Source organism: Variovorax sp. 10N432 (assembly GCF_056394465.1).
Map to the genome: position 1 here is coordinate 1 of NZ_JBFTHX010000026.1, position 24,044 is coordinate 24,044.

At 68.7% G+C, this 24,044-nt stretch carries 25 protein-coding genes and 1 pseudogene; 15 read left to right on the forward strand and 11 right to left on the reverse strand.

The window, feature by feature from the left end; translation table 11 throughout:
* Nucleotides 1-530: pseudogene (locus AC1DF3_RS25370) on the reverse strand (hypothetical protein); the annotation flags it as partial.
* 104 nt (nucleotides 531-634) lie between these two features.
* On the opposite strand from AC1DF3_RS25370, the gene trxC reads away from it, so the two are divergent.
* The 3 genes from trxC to AC1DF3_RS25385 all read left to right on the forward strand — a co-directional run bounded on the left by trxC (nucleotide 635) and on the right by AC1DF3_RS25385 (nucleotide 2,176).
* Nucleotides 635-1,072 carry a thioredoxin TrxC gene (trxC, locus tag AC1DF3_RS25375; RefSeq protein ID WP_286535761.1) on the forward strand — a complete coding sequence of 146 codons (438 nt, stop codon included), beginning with the start codon at nucleotides 635-637 and terminating at the stop codon, nucleotides 1,070-1,072.
* A gap of 111 nt (nucleotides 1,073-1,183) precedes the next feature.
* Complete coding sequence (locus AC1DF3_RS25380; RefSeq protein WP_286535760.1) at nucleotides 1,184-1,741, forward strand: hypothetical protein; 558 nt, start codon at nucleotides 1,184-1,186, stop codon at nucleotides 1,739-1,741.
* A gap of 96 nt (nucleotides 1,742-1,837) precedes the next feature.
* On the forward strand, nucleotides 1,838-2,176 hold the full coding sequence (locus AC1DF3_RS25385; RefSeq protein WP_478141243.1) for a hypothetical protein: 339 nt from the start codon (nucleotides 1,838-1,840) through the stop codon (nucleotides 2,174-2,176).
* Here the strand turns inward: AC1DF3_RS25385 and AC1DF3_RS25390 are convergent.
* The 4 genes from AC1DF3_RS25390 to AC1DF3_RS25405 form a co-directional block, all read right to left on the reverse strand.
* Complete coding sequence (locus AC1DF3_RS25390; RefSeq protein WP_478141244.1) at nucleotides 2,154-3,263, reverse strand: ion channel; 1,110 nt, start codon at nucleotides 3,261-3,263, stop codon at nucleotides 2,154-2,156. The genes AC1DF3_RS25385 and AC1DF3_RS25390 overlap by 23 nt on opposite strands.
* On the reverse strand, nucleotides 3,254-4,987 hold the full coding sequence (locus AC1DF3_RS25395; RefSeq protein ID WP_478141245.1) for a SulP family inorganic anion transporter: 1,734 nt from the start codon (nucleotides 4,985-4,987) through the stop codon (nucleotides 3,254-3,256). Before AC1DF3_RS25395 ends, AC1DF3_RS25390 begins: the two co-directional genes overlap by 10 nt.
* Nucleotides 4,988-5,056: 69 nt before the next feature.
* The gene (locus AC1DF3_RS25400) at nucleotides 5,057-5,428 is read right to left on the reverse strand and encodes a glutaredoxin domain-containing protein (RefSeq protein ID WP_478141246.1); all 372 of its coding nucleotides are present in this window, start codon (nucleotides 5,426-5,428) and stop codon (nucleotides 5,057-5,059) included.
* Between the two features lie 60 nt (nucleotides 5,429-5,488).
* A complete protein-coding gene (locus AC1DF3_RS25405) occupies nucleotides 5,489-6,139 on the reverse strand; it encodes a GntR family transcriptional regulator (protein ID WP_478141247.1) in 651 nt (216 codons plus the stop codon).
* A gap of 98 nt (nucleotides 6,140-6,237) precedes the next feature.
* Here AC1DF3_RS25405 and AC1DF3_RS25410 point away from each other — a divergent pair, with 98 nt between their 5' ends.
* Genes AC1DF3_RS25410 through AC1DF3_RS25420 form a run of 3 tightly spaced genes read left to right on the forward strand, consistent with a single transcriptional unit; the run spans nucleotide 6,238 to nucleotide 9,268 of the window.
* Nucleotides 6,238-7,221, forward strand: a complete 984-nt coding sequence (locus AC1DF3_RS25410) for a Bug family tripartite tricarboxylate transporter substrate binding protein (RefSeq protein WP_478141248.1) — start codon at nucleotides 6,238-6,240, stop codon at nucleotides 7,219-7,221.
* Complete coding sequence (locus tag AC1DF3_RS25415; protein ID WP_478141249.1) at nucleotides 7,218-8,051, forward strand: enoyl-CoA hydratase/isomerase family protein; 834 nt, start codon at nucleotides 7,218-7,220, stop codon at nucleotides 8,049-8,051. The genes AC1DF3_RS25410 and AC1DF3_RS25415 overlap by 4 nt, the downstream gene beginning before the upstream one ends.
* Nucleotides 8,051-9,268 (forward strand): CaiB/BaiF CoA transferase family protein, encoded by a 1,218-nt coding sequence (locus AC1DF3_RS25420; protein WP_478141250.1) that lies wholly within the window; start codon nucleotides 8,051-8,053, stop codon nucleotides 9,266-9,268. Before AC1DF3_RS25415 ends, AC1DF3_RS25420 begins: the two co-directional genes overlap by 1 nt.
* A gap of 36 nt (nucleotides 9,269-9,304) precedes the next feature.
* Here the strand turns inward: AC1DF3_RS25420 and AC1DF3_RS25425 are convergent, their stop codons facing one another.
* Together AC1DF3_RS25425 and AC1DF3_RS25430 are read right to left on the reverse strand one after the other, a co-directional pair.
* The gene (locus tag AC1DF3_RS25425; RefSeq protein WP_478141251.1) at nucleotides 9,305-9,952 is read right to left on the reverse strand and encodes a cupredoxin domain-containing protein; all 648 of its coding nucleotides are present in this window, start codon (nucleotides 9,950-9,952) and stop codon (nucleotides 9,305-9,307) included.
* 37 nt (nucleotides 9,953-9,989) lie between these two features.
* Nucleotides 9,990-10,382: a COG4315 family predicted lipoprotein gene (locus AC1DF3_RS25430; RefSeq protein ID WP_301811854.1), complete on the reverse strand. Its 393-nt coding sequence runs from the start codon at nucleotides 10,380-10,382 to the stop codon at nucleotides 9,990-9,992.
* A 271-nt stretch (nucleotides 10,383-10,653) separates the two neighbouring features.
* On the opposite strand from AC1DF3_RS25430, the gene AC1DF3_RS25435 reads away from it, so the two are divergent.
* The gene (locus tag AC1DF3_RS25435; RefSeq protein WP_478141252.1) at nucleotides 10,654-12,402 is read left to right on the forward strand and encodes a uracil-xanthine permease family protein; all 1,749 of its coding nucleotides are present in this window, start codon (nucleotides 10,654-10,656) and stop codon (nucleotides 12,400-12,402) included.
* A 45-nt stretch (nucleotides 12,403-12,447) separates the two neighbouring features.
* Here AC1DF3_RS25435 and AC1DF3_RS25440 read toward each other — a convergent pair whose 3' ends face one another.
* Together AC1DF3_RS25440 and AC1DF3_RS25445 are read right to left on the reverse strand one after the other, a co-directional pair.
* On the reverse strand, nucleotides 12,448-13,596 hold the full coding sequence (locus AC1DF3_RS25440) for a Kelch repeat-containing protein (RefSeq protein WP_478141253.1): 1,149 nt from the start codon (nucleotides 13,594-13,596) through the stop codon (nucleotides 12,448-12,450).
* Between the two features lie 26 nt (nucleotides 13,597-13,622).
* Complete coding sequence (locus AC1DF3_RS25445; protein ID WP_301811847.1) at nucleotides 13,623-14,597, reverse strand: Bug family tripartite tricarboxylate transporter substrate binding protein; 975 nt, start codon at nucleotides 14,595-14,597, stop codon at nucleotides 13,623-13,625.
* A 183-nt stretch (nucleotides 14,598-14,780) separates the two neighbouring features.
* Here AC1DF3_RS25445 and AC1DF3_RS25450 point away from each other — a divergent pair, with 183 nt between their 5' ends.
* The 7 genes from AC1DF3_RS25450 to AC1DF3_RS25480 all read left to right on the forward strand — a co-directional run bounded on the left by AC1DF3_RS25450 (nucleotide 14,781) and on the right by AC1DF3_RS25480 (nucleotide 21,539).
* On the forward strand, nucleotides 14,781-15,554 hold the full coding sequence (locus tag AC1DF3_RS25450; RefSeq protein WP_286527360.1) for an IclR family transcriptional regulator: 774 nt from the start codon (nucleotides 14,781-14,783) through the stop codon (nucleotides 15,552-15,554).
* An 81-nt stretch (nucleotides 15,555-15,635) separates the two neighbouring features.
* The gene (locus tag AC1DF3_RS25455; RefSeq protein ID WP_478141254.1) at nucleotides 15,636-16,406 is read left to right on the forward strand and encodes a GNAT family N-acetyltransferase; all 771 of its coding nucleotides are present in this window, start codon (nucleotides 15,636-15,638) and stop codon (nucleotides 16,404-16,406) included.
* A 132-nt stretch (nucleotides 16,407-16,538) separates the two neighbouring features.
* Complete coding sequence (locus AC1DF3_RS25460; RefSeq protein ID WP_286527333.1) at nucleotides 16,539-17,192, forward strand: hydrolase; 654 nt, start codon at nucleotides 16,539-16,541, stop codon at nucleotides 17,190-17,192.
* 16 nt (nucleotides 17,193-17,208) lie between these two features.
* The gene (locus AC1DF3_RS25465; protein ID WP_286535738.1) at nucleotides 17,209-17,502 is read left to right on the forward strand and encodes a XapX domain-containing protein; all 294 of its coding nucleotides are present in this window, start codon (nucleotides 17,209-17,211) and stop codon (nucleotides 17,500-17,502) included.
* Nucleotides 17,503-17,606: 104 nt separating this feature from the next.
* The gene (locus tag AC1DF3_RS25470; RefSeq protein ID WP_478141296.1) at nucleotides 17,607-19,496 is read left to right on the forward strand and encodes an amidohydrolase; all 1,890 of its coding nucleotides are present in this window, start codon (nucleotides 17,607-17,609) and stop codon (nucleotides 19,494-19,496) included.
* On the forward strand, nucleotides 19,496-19,894 hold the full coding sequence (locus tag AC1DF3_RS25475) for a DoxX family protein (RefSeq protein WP_286535737.1): 399 nt from the start codon (nucleotides 19,496-19,498) through the stop codon (nucleotides 19,892-19,894). The genes AC1DF3_RS25470 and AC1DF3_RS25475 overlap by 1 nt, the downstream gene beginning before the upstream one ends.
* Nucleotides 19,884-21,539: an MFS transporter gene (locus AC1DF3_RS25480; protein WP_286535736.1), complete on the forward strand. Its 1,656-nt coding sequence runs from the start codon at nucleotides 19,884-19,886 to the stop codon at nucleotides 21,537-21,539. The genes AC1DF3_RS25475 and AC1DF3_RS25480 overlap by 11 nt, the downstream gene beginning before the upstream one ends.
* A 13-nt stretch (nucleotides 21,540-21,552) precedes the next feature.
* On the opposite strand, the gene AC1DF3_RS25485 is transcribed toward AC1DF3_RS25480, so the two are convergent.
* Nucleotides 21,553-21,816, reverse strand: a complete 264-nt coding sequence (locus tag AC1DF3_RS25485; RefSeq protein ID WP_301811833.1) for a hypothetical protein — start codon at nucleotides 21,814-21,816, stop codon at nucleotides 21,553-21,555.
* 107 nt (nucleotides 21,817-21,923) lie between these two features.
* Nucleotides 21,924-22,877 (reverse strand): GlxA family transcriptional regulator, encoded by a 954-nt coding sequence (locus AC1DF3_RS25490; RefSeq protein ID WP_286535734.1) that lies wholly within the window; start codon nucleotides 22,875-22,877, stop codon nucleotides 21,924-21,926.
* A 107-nt stretch (nucleotides 22,878-22,984) separates the two neighbouring features.
* On the opposite strand from AC1DF3_RS25490, the gene AC1DF3_RS25495 reads away from it, so the two are divergent.
* The gene (locus AC1DF3_RS25495; RefSeq protein WP_478141255.1) at nucleotides 22,985-23,980 is read left to right on the forward strand and encodes an SLAC1 anion channel family protein; all 996 of its coding nucleotides are present in this window, start codon (nucleotides 22,985-22,987) and stop codon (nucleotides 23,978-23,980) included.
* The last annotated feature ends 64 nt before the right edge of the window (nucleotides 23,981-24,044 follow it).

Sequence of the window (24,044 nt, forward strand, 5' to 3'; positions counted from 1 at the left end):
GCCGCAGGTGCAGCTGCAGCCGCCGCCGGCGCGGCGGCGGGCGCGGCCTTCGGTGCCGGTGCGGCCGCCACGGCCGGTGCCGGGCCGCAGCGATCGAGCTGCAGCAGGGCGCGCTTGGTGTCCGCCGACCAGTCGACGCCGACGATCCGGGACGACACCTGGCCGCCCGCGAAGGACTCGCCCTCGTCGCAACGGAAACGGACCGGATCGGCCGGCCGCACCGCGAAGTCGTCGCCGGCGCCCTTGACCTTGGCGATGCGCGCGCTCAGGTCCTTGCCGACCAGGGCCTTGTCGAGCTTGGCCTCGTCGCCGCGCGCGCCGCGAACCATCTTCAGCACCTGTTCGTAGGTGGTCTTGCCGGTGCTCGGCACCTCGGGCTTGGTCGGAGCGGGCGCCGGGGCGGCGGCGACGGGCTCGGGCTTGGCCGCGGCGGCGGGCTCGGCCTGGTTCTTGGACTGTCCGGCGCAACCGGCCAGGACGGAGAGGGCAGCCAGAACGGCCAGGGCGGTCGAAGAGGTTCTCAAGATCACGAAATAAGACTCCTGTAACTAAGTGTTCATTATTTCAGGTCTTGCAGCTGCCGGACCGTGCCCCCAGCTGCCTTCCATCCGCCCCGCCCACCGATGGAGATTCCATGACCGACAAGCTGCACATCGTCTGCCCGCACTGCCACACCACGAACCGCGTGCAGACGGCGCAGCTGGCCAGCGCGCCAGACTGCGGCCATTGCCACCAGCCGCTGTTCGCCGGCCGATCGACCGCCCTGGACGAGGCCGCCTTCGATCGCCACATCGCGCGCAACGAGATTCCGGTGCTGGTCGACTTCTGGGCCCCCTGGTGCGGCCCGTGCCGCCAGATGGCGCCGGGTTTCGAGCAGGCGGCGGCACGGCTGGAACCTCGGGTGCGGCTTGCCAAGGTCGATACGGAGGCGGTTCCGGCCCTGGGCGCGCGATTCGGCATCCGCAGCATTCCGACCTTGGCGCTGTTCAAGGGCGGGCGCGAGGTGGCACGCCAGGCCGGGGCCATGGGCGCGGCCGACATCGTTCGCTGGGCCGAGGCGCACAGCGGCTGAGCGGGCGGCCGGCCGCGGCCGCGAGTGCCGCCGGCGACAGCCCGGGGCCGTCCGAGCCTTGAAAGCCGGTTGGCGCCGAGTACAGTTCGGTCACGGCCACCGTTCTCATCCATGACTTTCCAGCGTTTGCACCTGACCGGCCCGGAGGGCCGTCCCTATGTCCTGGGCGAGCGCATCGAGGTGTATGACGGGCCGGCGCTGATCGGACGGGTCCAGTCGGTCACTCAGAGCCCGGCCGGCGATGAAGTTCGGCTCGAGAACTTCCTGACCACCGACTTCGCCGATTTCCGCGCCAAGGCGCTGCCGAAGCTGGTGCTGGCCGAGGTGGTCAGTTTCATCGCCGAGCGCTATCCGTCGATCCACGCCATCGGCATCGAGCTCAGCCGCGACATCGAGGGCTACGAAGGGCGGGAGGCGACGCTGGCCAGTGCCCGCGCCGAGATTCTGCAAAGCATCGGTACGAGCGGTGTGCGGATCCATCCCAAGCCGCATCCCGGACAGGCCGGCCATTTCGCGGTGACAGGCGTGTGGCGCTACGGCCAGGCCAGCGTCTCGGCACTTGCTTCCGTGCTGCAGGCCCAGCGCGCCGCCTATCGCGAGCGGACCGAGGCCGCGGCCAAGTCGGCGGCGCGGCCGACCTTGAGGCAGTTGCTGCGCAGGGATCGCTGAGCGCCACCCGCCAGGCGGCCGCGCAAATCGCAGTCTTCCATGGCGTCCACGAGGGTGTCGCGCAGGTCCTGGGCGTCGAGGTCCAGCAAGGCCTCGATGCAGGTGGCTTGCGCCGGCGAGCAGCGCGCGGGGGGCCCAGTCGCGGAGGACCTGCGTCGCGCGGCTTCGGTCGCGGGCACCCAGCTTGTGCAGCGCGAGGATCCACTCGGCCTGCTCTTGCGTGAACGGCGCCGGGATGTCGAAGGCAGCGGCGGTGGAGACCGCCGGGGACGCTTCGACCCGGTGCGGCCGGCCAAGGATTCCGAAGCCGAAAAGGCTGTTGCGCGACGAGAGATTGGAAGTGATCTGCATGCCTTGATCGTAGGGAACGCGGCCGATCCGGGCCATGAGAGCAGTCTCAAAAAGCGCGTCCTCAATCCGGGCGCCCGCTGGTGAGTTGCAGGACCACCGCGTCGCGACTGAAGCGCTCGGCCGCCATCGCGGGGTTGATCCAGTCGGGCAGGGGAAGCAGCAGGTAGGCGGCCAGGCCCTGGAGCCGGGGCTCGTAGGTGGCTCGCAGGAGCCGGATGGCCCTGAGTGCGCCGTCATCGTCGTGCCACCGAGGAATGATCCGGCGGATCGTGGCCACGAGGACGCACATCGCCTCCGCGTCAAGCCGGCGCGGGGGCGTGCTGTGCGCCGGTGCCACCTGCAGCGATTCGCTGGCTTCGTCGAGGATGCGTCGCAGTGCCGCAAAGGTCGCGGTGGCCTGGTGGCGCTGCGCGTCGTCGGCGCCTGCGATCAGCAGGGTGCAGACGTCGAGCACCACGGCCAGCGAGCCGAGCCAGGAGTGGCCTTCGTGCTGGGAGCGGTAGAACGCGAGCATCGGATAGACGGCGTGGCTTTCGATCAGGTCGCTGGCCCAGATCTCCCAGTCCCTCAGCCAGCGCTCGAGTTCCTCCGTAGTGCCGTGCGCGTGCCATCCGAGCAGTGTCGCGGCGGTCGGGGGCGACCCCGCGCGGGCGGAGAACTCGATGAGTTGCAGGTCGCGGCGGGTGAAGTGCTGATAGAGCACCGGCAGGTAGCCGATGTTCAGCGCGATGAAGCCGAAGCCGGTGCCGGCCTCCAGGATGACCAGCAGGCGTGCCAGCGTATGTTGCGGCACGATGTCGCCGTAGCCGAGCGTGAAGAAGGCGTCGCCGCTGAGGATCACCTGGCTGGCCAGGGTGTCGAAGCGCGCGCCGGGCGCCAGGCCCTGCATCGCCCACTGCATCAGGCCGAAGCCGACCACCAGCGAACCGGCCCAGAGCACGAAAAGCATGACCATCGAGAACGGGCCATAGACGCCGAGGAAGTCCTCTCGCCGGCGGCCGGCGGGCCACCGGCCGGCGCACCAGGCCCAGGCATCCCAGGTGACCTTGAAGAAGTAGCTGTTCAGCCGGATCCGGCGGCGCACCGGGCGTGGCAGCAGCACCACTTCGAAAGCGTCGATCAGGGTCGCCATCACGAGCACGGCCCCGGCCAGGAAGGCGATCACCGGCATGGAGTGCCGTCGAACTCGTCGATGGCATCGGCGACCGAGGTCCTGCGTCCGAAGTAGCCCAGGCGCTCTTCCAGGCCTTCGGCCCGCAGGAGGTCGCGCACCGGCGCGTGCGCCGCGACCAGGCGCAGGCGGATGCCGGCCTGGGCCAGTTCCTGATGCAGCTTCGACAGCATCTTCGCCGCCGCCAGGTCGACCTGGGGCGAGGTCGACAGGTCGCAGATCACCAGCTTCGGCTTGTCCGGTGCCGACCGAACCATGTGGCGCACGGCTTCGTACACGTGATCGACGTTGAAATAGAGCATGCCGGAGTCGACGCGGAAGATCAGCACGCCAGGCGTCGCCGTGTTGTCGGGGTTGCGCTCGATGTCGGAGAACTTGCGCGTGCCCGGTATCCGTCCGAGGACCGCCACATGCGGCCGTGCGACCCGGCCGATCAGCAAGGTCAGCGAAGCCAGGACCGCGACGATCACGCCGTTGAGAATGCCCAGCAGCAGCACCGCGGCGAACGCGATCATGGAGACCGCGAACTCATAGCGGCTGACACGCCAGAGGCGCTTCATCTCGCCGATGTTGACGAGTCCCTTGACGGCCACGAGGACGATGGCGGCGAGCACGACATTGGGCAGGTTCTTCAGTCCGCCGGTCAGGAACAGCAGGCACAGGCCGATCGTGATCGATGCGAAGACCAGCGCCAGCGGCGTCTTGGCGCCGGCCTTGTCGTTGACCGACGACTGCGACAGACCACCGGCCACCGGATAGGCCTGGAACAGCGCCGCGCCGAGGTTGGCCGCGCCGAGGCCGAGGAATTCCTGGCGCGGGTCGATCTCGTAGTTGTGGGCGTCGGCCAGCGCGCGCGCGGCCGAGACGCTCTCCACATAGGAGAGCAGCAGGCAGGCGAACGCGAGCGGCACCACGCCCTGCACGTCGCGCACCCGAAGGCCGGGCAATTTGAAGCTCGGCAGGCCCTCGGGCAGGGCGCCGACGACCTTGAAGCCGAGGTCGCCCAGCGAGGTGAGCGACAGCACGATGGTCGAGGCGACCACCACGAAGAGCGCCGCCGGCCGGCCCGGCAGGTACTTTTCGGCCAGCAGCAGGAAGACCAGCGCGACCAGGCCGAAGCTCAGCACGGCGAGGTTCGTGTCGGGGATCTGTCCGCCCAGGATGACCAGGCGCTCGAAGAAGTCCTCGCCGCCTCCCTTGACGCCGAAGAGCTTGGGCAGCTGGGTGAGCGCGATCGTGCATGCCGCCCCGGCCTTGAAGCCGAGCAGGATGGTCTCGCTGATGAAGTTGACCAGTGAACTGAGGCGCAGGAGCCATGCCACGACGCACATGGCCGCGATGAGCAGCGCAGTCAGGGCGGCGATGCCGGCCCACCGCTGCGGATCGCCGCCCGCCATGCCGGCGACGGTGACGCCGACGAGCATCGAGATCGCCGAAGTGGGGCCGATCGCCACTTGGCGCGACGATCCCAGCAGCGCATAGAACAGGCCGCCGACCAGGTAGCAGTAGATGCCGTATTGCGGGGGCAGCCCGGCGAGCGATGCGTAGGCCAAGGACACCGGGATACCGTAGGCGGCCAGGGTCAGGCCCGCAATGGCGTCTTTCGCCAGCCACCTGGGTTCGTAGGTCCGCAGCCACCGGGCCGGCGGAAACGCCGCACGCCAGCCCTGCTCGGATGCATCGGTCGCCTGGAACCTGCCTGCCGGTTGCGCTTCCTGAGTCATGTGAAACCCCGCCAGGGTCAAGAGCAGATCGCAGTATCCGCCGGGTCGGCGGCGGCGGATTGATTTTCGTCAATCGGGCTGGAGCATCGCCTTCAGCTCGCCGCTGCCGATCAGCTGCTGCAGGTCGGCAGCGCCGCCGATCAGCACGCCCTTGACGAAGATCATCGGGAAGGTCGGCCAGCCGGTCCACATCTTGAGCGCGTTGCGATCGCGCCATCGGCTCAGGTAGCTGCCGTACTGGAGATAGCGGTGCGGCACCTTCGCGTCATCGAGGAGCTTGCGCGCCTTGCGCGGGAACGGGTTCATCGCCATGCCGACCACCACGATGTCGCTGGCGGCGATCGCAGCCATGACCTCGCGCACGATGGCCTGCCGGTTTTCGGCCAGCCGGGTGCGGATGGCCGGATGGATGTGGGCTTCGTCTAGGACGGGACGGGGCATGGAGGGAGTTCTTCCAGGGTTGGCGAATGGCGACCGATTCTGCGTCATCCGGCCGCGGGCCTATTCGCCGATGTACTGCGTTGGCAGCCGGCTGACGAACTCGGCGAAGTCACGCCCACCAATGCTGATGTGTTCGAGCATCGCCGCGTGTCCTCGCGCGGGGTCACCGCTCTCGATCTCCAGCAGCAGTTTGCGGTGCTCCTGCAGCGAGAGCTGGATTCGTCCGGGCGAGTCGAACCGATCGCGGGTGTATGCGGCGCAGCGCGTGCGCAGCATGCGAATCTGCCCGATCAGCAGTTCGTTGTGGGCAGCCCTGTAGATCACCTCATGAAAGGCGTCGTTCGCATCTCTGTAGGCCAGGGCGTCAGCGGATTTCGCGGCCGATTCACAGCGCTCGAAAGACGAACGCAGCTCCTTTCCGAGGGCTGAGGTCATGCGACGCGTCGCAAACTTCGCGGCAGCCGCTTCCATCTCGGCCAGCGTTTCCAGGATTTCTCGCAGCCGGGAGACGGAGAGTTTGGGAACAACAACGCCGGAGCGTTGGCCGGCCGCCAGGAAGCCTTCGCTCGCAAGTTGAAGCATTGCCTCGCGCACGGGTGTTCTCGAGGTGCTGAAGCGCTCGCAGAGGGTTTGCTCGTCGATTGCCATTCCCGGCTCAAGCGCCCCGCGGTCCAGGTCTTCGATCACCGCGCGACGAATCTGCGCCGCCATGGTTGGGGCGCCGGAAGTACGTGGGTTTTCACCAGTGTGCATATTGAAAGGCCATTTTAATATATCGAAACCGCATGAGAATATATCCACGGAGACGCATGAAGACCAGTGTATTTACCCGAAACGCCATCGCCGGCTCGTTGATGGCCCTCGCTTCGCTCGCCTCTCAGGCAGCTGAATCCTCGGAGTATCCGAACCGACCGATCCGGATGGTCCTGGGTTACACCCCTGGTGGCGCGGCTGACCAGGTTGCTCGCGACCTGGCGCCCGCCATGGAGAAGGTGCTGGGGCAAACCGTCGTCATCGACTACAAGCCTGGCGCCGGCGGCGCGATCGCAGGTGACCTGCTCGCCAACTCGCCGGCGGACGGCTACACGATCGGCCTCATCGATGGCGGTCCGCTCACGATCATTCCGCACGCGCACAAGGTCGGTTACGACCCGATGACCTCGTTCGCATACGTGGGGATCGTGTCGCAGTCGCCTTTGGTCATCCTGGTGAATCCATCGGTGCCGGCGACGAATCTCCCCGAGCTGACTGCGCTGATGCGCAAGGCGCCTGGTTCGCTGAACTATTCGACGTCCGGTCTCGGCACCATTCACCACCTCTCCGGTGAGTTGCTGAAGGCGGCCACCAAGACGGACATGGTCCATGTGCCCTACCGCGGCTCCGGTCCGGCGATGACCGACTTGATGGGTGGCGTGGTCAAGGTGTCATTCGCAACGATCGCGCCCGCCGTCGCCGTGGTTCAGTCGGGCCGCGCGCGGGCCATTGCAGTGACGTCGACGCGTGAAGTGCCGACCCTGCCCGGCGTGAAGCCCGTGGCAGAACAGGGAGTGCCAGGCTACGACGCGCAGGGCGTCTTTCTGATTGCCGCACCGAAGAATCTTCCGGCCCCGATCCTGGCCAAGCTCAACGAGGCCCTGAACTCCGCCTTGTCCACGCCGTCGGTGCGTGACCGCTTCGTTTCGCTCGGTAGCGTCGTTCGCCTCTCCACTCCGCAAGAGGCACAAGACCTCGTTCGCAAGGACTACCAAAAGTGGGGCGCCCTCATTCGAGAACAAAACATCGTCTTCGAATGATCTCACGCGTCGATTTCAAATCCGTCAATCAGCCTTCCTGTTCAATGACCTCCACGACTACTGCCGCGCTGTCCCAGCCCCCAGCCCTTTCGATCGAAGGCGCGCTCGCAACGATCACTTTCCGCCGGCCGGCGAATCACAATCGCATCGAGCCGGACGACGTTGCGATCCTTCGCGGCTATCTGAAGGAGCTCAACGCCAACCACGATGTTCGTGTCATCGTGTTCCGAGGAGAGGGCAAGACTTTCAGCTCGGGCTTCGACCTGACGCGACTGGGCAAGGTCGCTGGCCAAAGCACCGAGAACTCCTTCGAGGTGCTGACAGACGAAGTCGAGAATGCGCGGGCGATCACCATCGCTCGGCTCGACGGGCCCGTGTATGGCGGCTCGACGGACTTGGCGCTGGCTTGTGACTTCCGTATCGGGGCGGAAGGCATCCGCATGTTCATGCCAGCGGCGCGCCTCGGGCTGCACTACTACGGCCACGGCCTGCGTCGTTGGGTATCGCGTCTCGGCATTGGTCCGGCCAAGAAGCTGTTCCTGACCTCGCGCCAGATCGATGCCAACGAGATGCGCGCGATCGGATACCTCGACGCCGTCGTTCCCGTTGCGCTCTTCGAGGCAGAAATGCAGCGTTGGATTGATGAGTTGCTCGCGATGGCACCGGTGCCCTTGGTGTCGATCAAGACCGTGCTCAACGACATCGCGCGTCAGCAGTACGACGAGGAGGCAGCGAAGGCCGCCTACCATGCAAGCCTGAAGACGGAGGACATCGGCGAAGCGCTTGCGGCTTTTGCCGAGAAGCGCAAGCCTGTCTTCAAGGGTCGCTGATGAAATCGAGCAGCGACCTGCCGCTCGCCGGCGTGCGTGTCCTCGAGCTTTCGCAGATCATGGCAGGACCGACCTGCGGTTTGATGCTCTCGGACATGGGTGCCGAGGTGATCAAGATCGAGAAATTCCCGGGCGGAGACGATGCGCGAGGCTATGCGAAACCGGGAGATCCTGGCCTTGCGCCTGGCTTCCTGATGCTCAACCGCGGCAAGCGTTCGGTCGCCGTCGATATCCGCAAGCCAGCGGGGCGTCAAATCATCGAGCGCCTCGCTGCGCGGAGCGATGTCGTGACGGAGAACTTCCGTCGCGGGAAGCTTGATGCACTTGGCCTTGGCTACGAGGCCTTGCGCAAGATCAATCCGCAACTGGTCTACTGCTCCATCAGCGGCTACGGTCCAACTGGCCCAATGGCCGACAAGGGTGGCTTCGATCTGGTGCTGCAGGCCTTCTCTGGTCTCATCAGCGTCACTGGCTCCGGGCCAGACAATCTGGTGAAGCCTGGCAACTCGGTGTCCGACATCAACGCGGGCATCCTTGCCGCGCTCGGCGTCGTGACGGCTTATGTGAAGAGGCTGCGCACCGGTGAAGGCAGTCGCGTGGACACCTCACTCCTGCAGGCCTCGATGCAGCAGATGTATTGGTTCGCCGCGGCCTACTTCTTCAATGGAGCGATTGCCGAGCCGATGGGAACCGCCCATCCGCTGATCGCGCCCTACCAGACCTACAAGTGCCGCACCGGACAGATCGCATTGGGTGGCGGCAACCAGGCGAACTGGAAGCGCATCGCCTCGGTCCTCGATCATCCGGAATGGATCGATGACGTGCGCTTCTTGACGGGGCGCGATCGGCTTGCGAACAGGGACGCCCTCGAGCGCCTGATCACCGCCGAGTTGGCAAAGCAGGATGCTTCGCACTGGATCAGCGTGTTCGAGTCGCATGACGTGCCGGTAGGCCCGGTCAACAACGTCAAGGAGGCCATGGAGCATCCACAGACCCGCGCGATCGACATGGTCGTGGATGTCGAGCATCCGGATGGTGGTACGACCCGCTCACTGGGCTGCCCGATTCATTTCGATGGCGTGGCGCCACATGACACGGCGCGTGCCCCGCACATCGGGGAGCACACGTTCGATGTCCTCAAGGAGACTGGCTTCTCAACCGATGAGCTGACCGATCTCGAGTCACAAGGCATCGTGCTTCAGCATCGGGTTTCCTGACCCTCGGAAGCGCCGGGCTCGGTCATCGTCCAGGTCTCAGATCCGCTTGCGCCGCGGAACCACGTTGAGCTGGAGCGTGGCCTTCGCGGGCCCGTCACCCAGCATGACCTGCAGCGGCGCGATGTCGATCAGCTGGTCCGCGTGCCACACCTTGATCGACGCGGCACCGTCAGGAGCATCGAGCATGGCGAGGCCGTCCGGGCCCGTCAGCGCCGCCCAGGGCGAATCGCTCACGTAGACATGGCCGCGCATCGAGTTGTGCAAGTGGCAGCCGAGCAGCACGGCGCCGGGCTTGTCGAAGATGGCGTCGGCGGTCTTGCCGGGTTTGCCTTCGGGCTTGCCCGAGATCATCAGCTCGAAGCTGCCTCCGGGACCGGCGTCGAACTGTGCGACACCGGCGGCGGAAGCGCGCACGTGGTGGTCCCACGGGTCGTTGTTGACGAAGTGCGCCTTCGCCCCGGGGGCCACCAGACTCACGGCCGGCACGAAGCGCATCTTCTCCTGGCTGATCGTCACTTCCTTGGGCAGCGGCCGAGATGGCGCGGCCTTCGAAGCGGTGATCACGACGACCACTGCATCGACGACGGGCTGTCCATCCTTGTCGAGGACGCCAACCTGCAGAGGGGTCGCCGCACAGAGCGTGCAAAGAAGCGCGCTGGCGAATGCGACGAATGAACCGCGCATGCCTGGCACGCGAAAGGGCGGAGGGTTGCGCATGTGATCAGAGCTGGCTCGTCTTGATGACGTGCCAGACCTTGTCGTAGTCGTCGCCGTAGACGTCACCGGGCTCCTGGTCCTCGGGCCAGGTGTACAGCGGTTGACCCTTGAATGCCCACTGCTTGGCGCCGTCGTCGCGGGTGATCAGCGACAGGCCGCCGCTCGGCTTGGTGCCTTCGGCGGCCAAGACCGGTGGCCAGGTCACCGCACAGTTGCCATAGCAGGTCGAGCGGCCACTGTTCGGTGCGTCCTTGTCGTACGTGTAGAGCGTGAACCCCTTGTCGTTGACGAGCATGCCGTTGACAAGGTTCACGGTCGAGAACTCCTTGGTGGGCGCATGCGTTGCGCAACCGGCGAGCAGGGTCAGGGTGATGGCGAGACTGGCGGCAATTCGCACGAAAGACTCCTTTGAAATCGCGAATGGGAGGCGGGACGGCTCACTACACAATTAGATACAGTTTCGCCCAGTGCACCCAGTGCACCCAGTGCAATAAGTCACGGCCTGAACGCTTTCGTTTTCGTGGAAACCCTTGATCGGGACTGCTCCAGGCGCGGGAGATTCCGCGCGCAGCAGGTCTGATGGGCGTCGCTGCGACAGCACCTCGCCCGCTATGATGCGGCGGCCCCCGGCAAACCCATGCCGCCGGCCGCGCGTCTCAACCATCGGCTTGACGGACACATCGAGCCACCAGGACTGGAAGCCGATGTCGCACAAGCCTGCCGGGCTCATCTACGGCGTCGACGACACGCCGCCGCTGGGCATCAATATCCTCAGCGGACTGCAGCATGTCGGGCTGATGTCGATCTACCTGGTCTACCCGGTGCTGATCGCGCAGGCAGCCGGCGCCTCGGCCGAGGTCGCGGCCTCGCTGGTCAGTGCCACCTTGATCGCGCTGGCCGTCGCGACCTTGCTGCAGGTCATCACGATCGGGCCGATCGGCTCGGGCTTCCTGTGCCAACCGACCTCCAGCGTGGTCTACATCGTGCCTTCGCTGGTGGCGGCGCGCAGCGGCAACCTCGCCGCGGTCTTCGGCATGACCATGCTGGCCGGCCTGTTCGAGGTCGCGCTGGCGCGCGTGCTGCCGCGCCTGCGTCCGATCTTCACGCCCGAGATCACCGGCCTGGTGGTGGTGCTGCTGACCGGCATCTCGGTGGGCGTGGTCGGCCTGCGCACCGCGCTCGGTGGGGGCGCATCGCTCGCTGAACCGGCCGAAGTCGACTTGCTGCTGGGCCTGGGCACGCTCGGCCTGATGGTGGCGCTGAACGTGTGGGGCCGGGGCGCGCTGCGGGTCTTCAGCGTGCTGATCGGTCTGGTGGCGGGCTGCGCGGCCGGCTGGGTGCTGGGGCGCTTCGATGCCCAGGAAGTCGACCGCCTGTCCGCTGCGCCCGCGTTCGCGGCACCCCTGCTGGGCCACGTGGGCTGGTCCTTCGATGCCGGCCTGCTGCTGCCGTTCCTGATCGGCGCGGTCGCCGCGGTGCTGAAGGTGATCGGCAATGTGACGACCTCGCAGAAGGCCAATCAGGTGGGCTGGGTGCGCGCCGACATGCGCTCCATCAGCCGCGGCGTGCTGGCCGACGGGCTCGGCTCGGTCGTCGCCGGTGCGATCGGCGCGCCGGGCATCAATTCATCGAGCAGCGCGGTGGGCCTGGCGACGGCCACCGGCGTGGCCAGCCGGCGCGTCGGCTGGTCGGTGGCCGCCATCCTGCTGGTCTTCGCCTTCGTGCCGAAGCTGGGCATGCTCTTCAACCTCGTTCCGCGGTCGGTGCTCGGCGCGGCGCTGGTGTTCTCGTCGACCTTCATCGTCACCAACGGCCTGGTCATCATGACCTCGCGCCTGCTCGACGCCCGCAAGACGCTGGTGATCGGGCTGGCGATCGTGTTCGGCCTGGCGGTGGAGATCTTCCCGGGTCTGCTGGTGGTGCTGCCGCCGGCGCTGCGGCCGTCCTTCGGCAATTCGCTGGTGTTCGGCACGCTGGTGGGGCTCGGCCTGAATCTGTTGTTCCGCATCGGGCTGCGGCGCAGCGTCTCGATGAGCGTCGCGCCCGAAGCGATCGACCCCGAGGCGCTGGAGGAGTTCCTCGACGGCCAGGGCGCGGCCTGGGGCGCGCGCTCCGACGTGATCGAGCGGGCCAAGTTCAATCTCGTGCAATCGATCGAGACCCTGGCGGGGAGCGGCGTCGCCTCGGGGCCGCTGCACATCGAGGCATCGTTCGACGAGTTCAACCTGGACCTGAGGGTGTCCTATGTCGGCGAGCAGCTCGAACTGCCGGAACAGCGGCCCTCGATCGAGGAGATCATCGAGTCCGACCATGGCGAGCGCCGGCTGGCCGGCTTCCTCTTGCGGCGCTTCGCCGACCGCGTGACCTCAAGGCGCGCGGGCGAGCGGGCGACGGTGGGGTTTCACTTCGATCACTAGGGCGCGCTCGCCCTCGGCGGCGGGCGGAGGCTCGAGGGCCCCGGCTCAGCCCGGCGTGAACGCCTCGTGCACGGCGGACTGCACCGCCCCGCCCAGCACGGCGCCGCCGCCCGCGACGTAGATCCGGTCGCCGATCGCGGCCGCGCCGACCGCGTGCCGGGGTGTAGTCATCGGCGCGTGCCGCTGCCAGCCGTCGGTGGCGGGGTCGTAGCTTTCCATCTGGCCGAACACGGTGGCCTGGCGCGGCACGCCGCCGGCCAGGATGCCGCCTTCGCCGCCCATGGCGTAGAAGCGTCCGCGCAGCACCACCAGTCCGTGGCCCGATCGGGCCGTGGGAAGCGGGGCGCGCAGCTCCCAGGTGTCGCGCGCCGGCAGGTAGACATGGTGCAGGTCGGTGTTGTATTCGAAGGTGTTGAAGCGCCCGCCGACCACGTGGATCAGCCCCGCGTGGGCGACGCAGCCCACATGGTCGCGCGCGCCCGGCAGCGGCTTGCGCTGGCTCCAGGCGTCGGCCTGCGGATCGTAGACCTCGTGCCAGCCGACGCTGGCGCGCTCGCTCGCGGGTTCCGAGGCGCCGCCGACCAGGTGCAGCTTGCTGTCCAGCATGACGGCCGCCGCGGCGCCGCGTGGCCGCCGCAGCGGCGCGATCTCACGCCAGCGATCGGTCGCCAGTTCGTAGGCATAGGCATGGGTGTCCGACAGGCGGTTCTGCTCGACGAAGCCGCCGAGCGCATAGACGAATCGCTCGTCCGAGGCCACCGCGACGTGGTTGGCGCCGCGCGGCAACGGCGCCCCCTGCAGCCAGCGGTCGACCGCCGGGTCGTAGATGTGGTGGTAGGCACGGTTGACCGCGCCTTCGCCGTAGCCGCCGACGACGTGCATGCGCCCCGCGGTCGCCGTGGCCCACGCCATCTCGCTGCGCGGCAGCGGCAGCGCGGCCCGCGCCGCCCATTGCCCGGCCGGGCCGGCGGGCGCGGGGCTGTCGGTCTTGCGCTGCGATTCCTGGTCGGGCGTGAGGTGGTGCGGCACGCCGCCCTGCAGCCGGGCATACGGCTCGGCCGATGAAGGCGCGGCGGGGAGGGCGGGTGCGCCCGCCTGCGCGGCATGGACCGCAGCGGGCATGCGGCCTGGCGAAGCGGCGCAGCCCGCGAGGGTTGCGCCGGCGGCGGAGAGCAGGAACTGGCGGCGTCGCATGCGCCCAGCTTAGCGCGCCCCGGCGTTCAATCCAGCTTGATGTTGGCCTCGCGGATCACCTTGCCCCACATCGCGCGGTCGGCCTCGATGAAGGCGCTGAACTCGGCCGGCGTGTTGCAGCGCAACGCACCGCCGTACTCGGTCCATCGCTTCGCCAGCTCCGGCGACTGGCAGGCCTTCTGCATGGCGGCGCTGAGCTTGTCGAGGATCGGCTTGGGCGTGCCGGCCGGCGCCAGGATGCCCTGCCAGGCGATCGGCGCGTAGTCGGGCAGGCCGGCCTCGGCGAAGGTCGGCACGTCCGGGAAGCTCGGGTGGCGCTGCTTGCCGGTGATGGCCAGCAGCTTGAGCTTGCCGGCGCGGATGTTGCTGGCCGCCGCCGGCAGGCCGTCGAACATAGCCTGCACCTGGCCTGCCATCAGGTCGGTGTAGGGGCTGTTGCTGTTGTAGGGCACCAGGTTGGTCTTGACACCCGCGGCGTTGTTGAACCACACGCCCGACAGGTGCGAGTAGCTGCCGATGCCGGCCGTCGCGACGGTCACGGAATCGGGCCTGGCCTTGAGCTCGGCGATGAGCGCGCGGGCGTCCTTGGCCGGCAGGTTCGGGTTGGCGATGAGGCCGGTGTTGAGCACGCCCAGCAGGCTCACCGGGGCGAAGTCCTTCTCGGCGTTGAAGGGCAGCCTGGCATAGAGATGCGGCACGACCGACAGCGAACTGGTGGTGCCGATGTAGAGCGAATAGCCGTCCGCCGGCGCCTTGGCGGCGACTTCGGTGCCGATGATGTTCGAGGCCCCGGGGCGGTTCTCGACGAAGAAGGACTGGCCCAGGATCTTGGTCAGCTCGGCCGCGATCTCGCGCGCATTGGCATCGGGCCCGCTGCCGGCCGGGAAGGGCGCGATGATCCGCACCGGCTTGGTGGGGTAGTCCTGCGCGTGGGCCGCGAGCGCGGCGACGGCGGCCGTGCCGGCGAGCAGGCGGCGGCTCCAGGTCTTCAAATCGATCATCCAATGTCTCCTTGTGATAGCGGCGCGTCTGCACCACGGCACGATGGTACATAAAATCATTAAATTGTCAAAATACGATAATACGAACTGTAAATTTCTTCGGAGGCCGGCGGACCGGCCGGGTCGGATCGATATATCGTCGGAGCCGCGCGCGCACCTGGCGGTCGCGCCAAGAACCAACGAATGAATGAACGAAGGACTCCGGTGGCGGAAAAATCAACATCCAGCCTGGGACGCATGCTCGATGTGCTCGATCTGTTCGACGACAACCGCCTGACGCGGACCGCGGAGGACATCGCGACCGAGTTGGAGGTGTCGCTGCCGACCGGCTACCGCTATGTGCGGATGCTGGTCGAAGCCGGCCTGCTGCAGCGGGTCGAGAACTCCCACTACACCCTCGGGCCGCGCATCATCCTGCTCGACCACTACATCCGCAAGGCCGACCCGGTGCTGCGCGAAGGCATTCCGGTGATGCGCGAACTGGTCCAGCAGACCGGCTTCGACTGTGTCAGCTCGGGCCTGTTCGGCACCCAGCTGCTCGACACCCACCGGGAAGCCGGCAGCACGCCCGCCGCGCTGGCCTACGGCCGCGGCCGGCCGCGGCCGCTGTTCCAGGGCGCGGCGCCCAAGGTCATCGTCGCCAGCTTCGCGCCGGCGCCCCTGCACAAGCTCTTCGATGCCCGGCATGCGGAAATCGTCCGCTGCGGGCTGCCCTCGGAGTGGAGCGATTTCAGGCGCTACTACGCGGCGATCCGCAAGGCCGGCCACTATCTCTCCGTGGGCGAACTCGAACCGCAGCTGGCGGCGCTGGCGGCGCCGATCGAGAAGTCCGAGGGCGGCGTCTGGGGTGCGATCTCGCTGGTGCTCGACACCGCCCGGCTGGCCATCGTCGACACCGACCGGCTGGCGCACCTCGTCAAGGACGCCGCCCGGCGCATCGGCGACCGCCTGGCCTGAGCGCGGGGCAACCGCCGGTCGATGGCCAACGGGGCTCGTGCTTCAATCGCGCCAACGCGGATCACGCCGCTGGAGACCTCGATGCCCGTGCGCAGTTCGCCCCGCTTGTTGGAACCGACCACCGTCCGCGCCCTCGAAGAACGCAGCTTCAATGCCTGGCCGGCGCGCCAGACCGTCTTCTTCGACGGCTGGCTGTTCCGGCTGTCGGGCGGCTATACGAAGCGGGCCAACTCGGTCAATGCCGCACAGCCCGGTGCCTCTTTCGAAGGGGTCCGCCGCGCCGCCGAGGCCTTCTATGGGCGGCACGGCCTGCCGGCCGTGTTTCGCCTTTCGCCGCTGGCGCCGCCCGAGGCGGACCAGGAACTCGCGCAGGCAGGTTATGTCTTGTTCGACCCGAGCCAGGTCGCCTGCGCGTCGCTGGCCGGCGCGGCACCGCAGCCTGGGGTGCGCATCGACAGCGTGCCGTCACCGGCCTGGCTGGAAGGCATCGCCGCGGCCAACGGCGTGGCGCCGCCGCAGGACCAACTGCACCATGGCATGGTGCGCGCCATCGCCTGGCCGGCCGCCTTCGCCACCCTCCACGACGAGGGCGATGCGATCGGCTTCGGGCTCGCCGTGCTGGAGCGCGGCGCGGTGGGTCTCTACGACATCGTGGTGAGCCCGGGCCGGCGCAGCCGCGGCCATGGTCGTGCGCTGACGCAGGCGCTGATGCACTGGGGCCGCGAAGCGGGCGCGACATCCGCGTACCTGCAGGTAAGGGAGCAGAACCAGGCGGCGCGCCGCCTGTACGCCGAGCTGGGCTTCGAAGATCGCTATCGCTACCACTACCGGGTGCCGGGCGAAGTGGCCTGACTCGGGGTGCTGGTGCGGGAGTCGCGACCGCACGATTCGAAAAAGCGGCGCCGCATTGTTCAAGCCAGGGAAGCCGGCGTGCCTTAGTCTCGGGGGCCGCAGACCTGCTCCCCCTCCACCAAGGACACCGCCATGCCCATCACCGCCAAGCCCGCCCCCGGCGCCAAGCTGCTCACCCCCACCGACCACACCCTGGTCATGATCGATTTCCAGTCGCAGATGGCGTTCGCGACGCACTCGATCGAGGCCGTCACGCTGCGCAACAACGCGGCGCTGGTGGCGCATGCGGCGGCCGGCTTCGGCGCCTCGACCATCCTCACGACCGTGGCCGAGAAGAGCTTCTCGGGCCCGATGTTCGACGAGATCAAAGCCGCCTTCCCGGGCCAGGCGATGCTCGATCGCACCTCGATGAACACCTGGGAGGACGCCGCCGTCATCAAGCGGGTCAACGAGATCGGCAAGTCGCGCATCGTGCTGTGCGGGCTCTGGACCGGCGTCTGCATCGTCGGCCCGGCCCTGTCCGCGCTCGACCAGGGCTTCGAGGTGTATGTCATCGCCGACGCCTGCGGCGACGTCTCGGCCGAGGCCCACGACCGTGCCATGGACCGCATGGTGCAGGCCGGCGCCCAGCCCATGACCTCGCTGCAGTACCTGCTGGAGCTGCAGCGCGACTGGGCCCGCACCGACACCTACGAGATGACCACCGGCATCGCCAAGAAGTTCGGCGGCGCCTACGGGCTCGGGATCATCTACGCCCAGTCGATGTTCGGCGCCCACGAAGGCTGAGCGGGCGGGCCGGGCCATGAAGGCTTACCTCGTCTCGCTGGCGCTCGGCATCCTGGTCGGCGTGATCTATGCGCTGTTCAGCGTGCGCTCGCCGGCGCCGCCGATCATCGCGCTGGTGGGCCTGCTCGGCATCCTGGCCGGCGAGCAGCTGCCGCCGCTGGTCAAGCGCCTGCTCGAGCCGTCCCACGCCGCCGGCTCGTGGCTGCAGCACCAGGTCAAGCCCCACATGTTCGGGGAGCTGCCTCAATGCGCGAAGACCGTGGACGTCGCCGCGGCCGACTCGGCGGCGGCGCACCGCGACACCCCATGACGGCCGAATTCGATCCTCGACGCCGCCGGCTGTTTCTCGGCACGCTCGGCGCCGCGCTCGCCGGCCAGGCGGCGGCCCAGCCACTCTCTCCCAGGAAATCCGACATGGTCGACACCGGTGCCCCCGAGCTCATCCTGCACAACGGCCGCTTCACGACATTGGCGCGCAGCAACCCGACGGCCAGCGCGGTCGCGATCCGCGACGGCCGCTTCACCCATGTGGGCCACAGCGAGGACATTCTGCCGCTGGCCGCCGCCGGCACCCGGGTCGTCGACCTCCGCGGCCGCCCGGTGCTGCCCGGGCTGATCGACAACCACCTGCACATCATCCGCGGCGGCCTCAACTACAACCTCGAGCTGCGCTGGGACGGCGTGCGCAGCCTGGCCGACGCCATGGCCATGCTCAAGCGCCAGGTGGCGATCACGCCGGCGCCGCAATGGGTGCGGGTGGTGGGCGGCTTCACCGAGCACCAGTTCGCCGAGAAGCGGCTGCCGACCATCGCGGAGCTCAACGCCGTGGCGCCCGACACCCCGGTGTTCCTGCTGCACCTGTACGACCGGGCGCTGCTCAATGGCGCCGCGCTGCGGGCCGTCGGCTACACCAAGGAAACGCCGGCCCCGCCCGGCGGCGAGATCGTGCGCGACAGCGCCGGCAACCCGACCGGGCTGCTGCTGGCCAAGCCGAACGCGAGCATCCTCTATGCGACCTTGGCCAAGGGGCCGAAGCTGCCGTTCGACTACCAGCTCAATTCGACCCGGCACTTCATGCGCGAGCTGAACCGGCTCGGCGTCACCGGCGCGATCGACGCCGGCGGCGGCTTCCAGAACTTCCCCGAGGACTACCAGGTGATCCAGCAGCTGGCCGACGCCGGCCAGCTCACGATCCGGCTGGCCTATAACCTGTTCACGCAGAAGCCCAAGCAGGAGAAGCAGGACTTCCTCAACTGGACCGCGACCTCGAAATACAAGCAGGGCGACGACTACTTCCGCCACAACGGCGCCGGCGAGATGCTGGTGTTCTCGGCCGCCGACTTCGAGGACTTCCGCCAGCCGCGCCCCGACATGGCGCCCGAGATGGAGGGCGAGCTGGAGGAGGTGGTGCGGGTGCTGGTGCAGAACAAGTGGCCCTGGCGGCTGCACGCGACCTACGACGAGACCATCGAGCGCGCGCTCGACGTCTTCGAGAAGGTGAATCGCGACACGCCGCTGGCCGGGCTGAACTGGTTCTTCGACCACTGCGAGACGATCTCCGAGAAGTCGATCGACCGCATCGCGGCGCTCGGCGGCGGCATCGCGGTGCAGCATCGCATGGCCTACCAGGGCGAGTATTTCGTCGAGCGCTACGGCGCCGCCGCGGCCGAGGCGACGCCGCCCGTGAAGCGGATGCTCGAGAAGGGCGTCAAGGTCTCGGCCGGCACCGACGCCACCCGCGTCGCCTCGTACAACCCGTGGGTGTCGCTGTCGTGGCTGGTCACCGGCAAGACCGTCGGCGGCCTGCGGATCACGCCCCAGCGCAACTGCCTGGACCGCGAAGCGGCGCTGCGCATGTGGACCGAGAACGTGACCTGGTTCTCCAACGAAGTGGGCAAGAAGGGCCGCATCGAGGTCGGGCAGCTGGCCGACCTGGTGGTGCCCGACCGCGACTTCTTCGCCTGCCCCGAATCCGAGATCGCCGACACCACGGCCTTGCTCACGATGGTCGGCGGCAAGGTGGTCTGGGGCGCCGGCGAGTTCGCCGGGCAGGACGAGGGCGCGCCGCCGCCGGCCATGCCCGACTGGTCGCCGGTGCGCAGCTTCGGCGGCTACGCGGGCTGGGGCGACAAGGAGGGCCGGCCGCTGCAGGCGACCGTGCGCCGCCTGGCGGCCGAGTGCGCCTGCGCCAACGACTGCAACCTGCACGGCCACCGGCACGCGACCGCGTGGTCGAGCCGGCTGCCGGTGGCCGATCTCAAGAGCTTCTGGGGCGCTTTGGGTTGCGCCTGCTGGGCGGTGTGATGCGCCGGATCTTCACCCATCCGGCCGTGCACTGGCTGGCACTGCTGTTCCTGTGCGCCGCCTATCTGCAGGGCGGCTTCAACAAGGCGACGGATTTCGCGTCGGCCGTCGCCGAGATGAACCATTTCGGCCTGTCGCCGGCCGGGCCGCTGGCGGCGGCCGTGATCGTCTTCGAGTTCGGCGCCGCGCTGATGATCCTGACGGGCTTCCACCGCTGGCTCGGCGCCCTGGGCCTGGCCGGCTTCACGCTGATGGCCACCTTCGTCGCCAACCGCTTCTGGGAGCTCGCGATGCCCGAGCGCTTCATGGTCGCCAATGCCTTCTTCGAGCACTGGGGACTGGTCGGCGGCTTCCTGCTGGTCGCCTGGCACGACCTGAGCGAGCGCCATGAGCGCTGAACCAGCGCCGGCAGTGCCGGCAGCGTCCGGCAGCTTCGCGCCGCTGCGCCAGCCGGTCTTCGCGGTCCTGTGGGCCGCCACCGTGCTCGGCAATGTCGGCAGCTTCATGCGCGACGTCGCCAGCGCCTGGATGGTCACCGAGCTGTCGGCCAGCCCGACCGCCGTGGCGCTGGTCCAGACCGCGGCGACCTTGCCGATCTTCCTGCTCGCGATCCCGGCCGGCGTGCTGTCGGACATCCTCGACCGGCGCCGCTTCCTGATCTTCATCCAGCTGATGCTGGCGGCGGTCAGCGGCACGCTGCTGCTGCTCGCGAGCACCAAGTCGCTGACCGTCGAGTACCTGATCGCGCTGACCTTCGTCGGCGGCATCGGCGCCGCGCTGATGGGGCCGACCTGGCAGTCGATCGTGCCCGAGCTGGTGCCGCGCGCCGACCTCAAGAACGCGGTGGCGCTGAACTCGCTCGGCATCAACATCGCGCGCGCCATCGGGCCGGCGGCCGGCGGCCTGCTGCTGGCGAGCTTCGGCGCCGCCGCGGCCTACGGCGCCGACGTGCTGAGCTATGTGTTCGTGATTGCCGCGCTGCTGTGGTGGAAGCGTCCAGCGACGCCCGACACCGGCCTGTCGGAGCAGTTCTTCGGCGCCTTCCGGGCCGGCCTGCGCTATGCCCGCGCCAGCCGCGAGCTGCACGTGGTGCTGCTGCGTGCGGCGGTGTTCTTCCTGTTTGCGAGTTCGGTCTGGGCGCTGCTGCCGCTGGTGGCGCGCCGGATGCTCGGCGGCACGGCGGGCTTCTACGGCCTGATGCTGGGCGCCGTGGGCGTCGGGGCGATCCTCGGCGCCTTGCTGCTGCCGCGGCTGCGCGCCAAGCTCGACGCCGATGGCCTGGTGCTGCTGGCCTCGCTGCTGTCGGCGGGGGTGATGGGGGTGCTCGCCGGCGCGCCGCCGCAATGGGCGGCGGTGCTGCTCATGCTGGTGCTGGGCGGCGGCTGGATCATCGCGCTCACCACGCTCAACGGCGTCGCCCAGGGCGTGCTGCCGAACTGGGTGCGCGGCCGCGGCCTGGCGATCTACCTGACCGTCTTCAACGGCGCCATGGCCGCGGGCAGCCTCGGCTGGGGCCTGGTGGCGCAGAAGATGGGCGTGCCGGCCACCTTGCTGGTCGGCGCGGCGGGCCTGACGGTGGTGGCCTTCGTCTTCCATCGCGTGCGGCTGCCGACCGGCGAAGCCGACCTGCAGGCCTCCAACCACTGGCCCGAACCCTTGCTCGACGCGCCGGTCGCGAACGACCGCGGGCCGGTCATGGTGCAGATCGAATACCGCATCCGCAAGGAAGACCGGCCGGCCTTCCTGCAGGCCCTGAAGGCGATGTCGATGGAGCGCCGCCGCGACGGCGCCTACGCCTGGGGCATCACCGAGCACACCCGCGAGCCCGAGCGCCTGATGGAGTGGTTCCTGGTCGAGTCGTGGGCCGAGCACCTGCGCCAGCACCAGCGGGTGTCGAAAGCCGACGCCGACCTGCAGCACGAGGCGGTGCGCTTCCACATCGGGCCGGAGGCGCCGGTGGTGCATCACTTCCTGGCGCTGGAACTGGACGCCGGCCACGACGACCACGACGGCCGCGCTGCTGCACCGGCCGCGGCGGCGTAGCGCCAATCGACCGTCAGGCCGTGTCCGCCGGGGCGGGTGTCGCTGGTGCCGCGAGCGGCTCCATGACACGAACGCGGCGCACGACGAGCTCGTCGATCTCCAGCTGCCGGATGCGAGCCCGGCCGACGAAGAGCCGGCCGACGGACAAGGCACCGATGGCCAGGGCGCCGAAAGCCAGGGCGCCGACAGCGATCGAGCCCAAGGCGGTGGTGCCGATGGCCTGCGCGCCCGTCGCGGCTGCCGGGACGGCCCGGGCGCGCGCGAACTTGCGCTTCATTGCAAGCCGCCTTCCGACGACGGCGCTGGGGGGCATCGAATCCATGGCAACTCCTGGAGCAAGCGTGGGCCGACCCGCATTCTGACGTGCGCGCACGGCGGCGGCCATCAGGTCGCGAAGCGCCGCCGGTATTCCACCAGGCTCACACCCAGGCGCCGGCCGAAGGCGCGCCTGAAGCCGTCGACATTGGCATAGCCGACGGCATCCGCGAGCCGCTTGGCGGGCAGGTCCGACGCTTCGGCCAGGCGGCGGGCGGCGTCGATGCGCGCGTTCTCGACGAACTCCGCGGGCGTGGTCCCGGCCTCGCTGCGGAAGGTCCGCGCGAAGCTTCTTTCGCTCATGCCGGCGTGGCGGGCCAGGGCGGGCACGGACAGGTCGTCCTTCAGGTTCGCCAGCACATGCGCCTGCACCTCGCGCACGCTGGAGCGCTCGGCCGTCTGCGCCGCCAGGTGGGCGCTGAACTGGCTCTGGCCACCGGGGCGCTTGAGGAACATCACCAGCTCGCGCGCCACGCGCAGCGCGAGTTCGCGGCCGTGGTCCTCCTCCACCATCGCCAGGGCCAGGTCCATGCCGGCCGTCACGCCGGCGGAAGTGAAGAGCTTGCCGTCCTTCACATAGATGGCGTCGGGCTCGACGCTGGCCAGCGGGCAGGCCACCGCCAGCCGGGCCGTGGCGTTCCAGTGGGTCGCCACCCGCTTGCCATCGAGCAGCCCGGCGGCCGCCAGCACGAAGGCTCCGCTGCAGACCGAGCCATAGCGCCGCACGGTACGGGACTGGCGGCGCAGCCAGTCGTACAACGCCGGGTCGCCGGCCATGTCCTCGATGTCGGGGCTGCCCGCGACCAGCAAGGTGTCGATGCGCCCGCGCTGGGTCGCCACGGTCGCGTCGACGGCCAGGCGCAGGCCGTTGCTGCTCCTGAGCAGGCCGGCGCCGGTGCCGATCACCTGCACCCGGTAGGCGGCGGGCCGCCCGAGCTGGCGCGCGGCCTCGGCGAACACGTCCGCCGGCCCGGCCACGTCGAGCAGCTGGACCCGGGGAAAAGCGAGGATGGCGATGCGCATGGCCGAGAAAGCTCACAGATTGGCAGGAAAGGCCCGCAGCGGGGCATGGAGCACGGCGGAGTTTGGCAGAAACTAACTGCACCTGCAAATTCTGCCAAAGGAGCCCCATGCAAGCCCCATCGATGGACCCGTCCCGCCCGATCGTCGAACCGTCCGGAAAGTCATCGGTACGGAACCTGCCCGTCAACCTGTTCGCCTCGGTCATGGGCCTCTCGGGGCTGGCCCTGGCCTGGCGACTGGCGCACGACCGGTTCGGCGCGCCGGCCTTCGTCGGCGAAGCCATCGGCGCGTTCGCGCTGGGCGTCTTCGTGCTCGTCGCGCTCGGCTACCTGACGAAACTCGCGCAGCATCCGCAGGCCGTGCGGGCGGAGTTCCAGCACCCGGTGGCGGGCAATTTCTTCGGCACCATCGCGATCTCGGTGCTGTTGCTGTCGGCAGTCGTCGAGCCCTACAGCGCGGCGGCGGCGCGGGCGACCTGGACCATCGGCGTGCTGGCGGCCTTCGCGCTCAGCTTCGTCGCCGTGTCGCGCCTGCTCAAGGGCCAGGTCGACGCCTCGCACGCGATGCCGGCCTGGCTGATCCCGGGCGTTGCGACGCTGGACATCGCCGTCACCGGCGGCCACATGCCCATGGCCTGGGCCTCCGAGATCAACCTGTTCGCGGGCGCTGTCGGCGCCGTGCTGGCGCTGGTGCTGTTCGCGATGATCGTCAGCCGGCTGGTGCATCGCGACCCGCTGGTGCCGGCCATGACGCCGTCGCTGATGATCCTGGTGGCGCCCTTCGCGGTCGGCTTCCTGGCCTACGTCAACATCATCGGCGGCATCGACCGGTTCGCCGCGCTGCTCTTCTACTTCGCGCTGTTCATGTTCGCGGTGGTGGCGCCCAAGGTGTTCCGCCGCGGCATCGGGTTTTCTGCGGCCTGGTGGGCGATCGGCTTCCCGATGGCCGCGCTGACCAACGCGGCGCTGAAGTACGCGGACTTCCGCGCCAGCGGGCCGCACGGGGTGCTCGCCGCGGTACTGCTGGGCTTGCTGAGCGTCGCCTTGGCGGTTCTCACGGTGCGCACCGTGCGCAGCGCGCTCGACGGTGCGCTGTTCAGCTGAGCCCGCCCCGAACAAGAACCTCGAATCGAACCCGGCCTTGTTCCACTTGCATGACGGCCGGCAT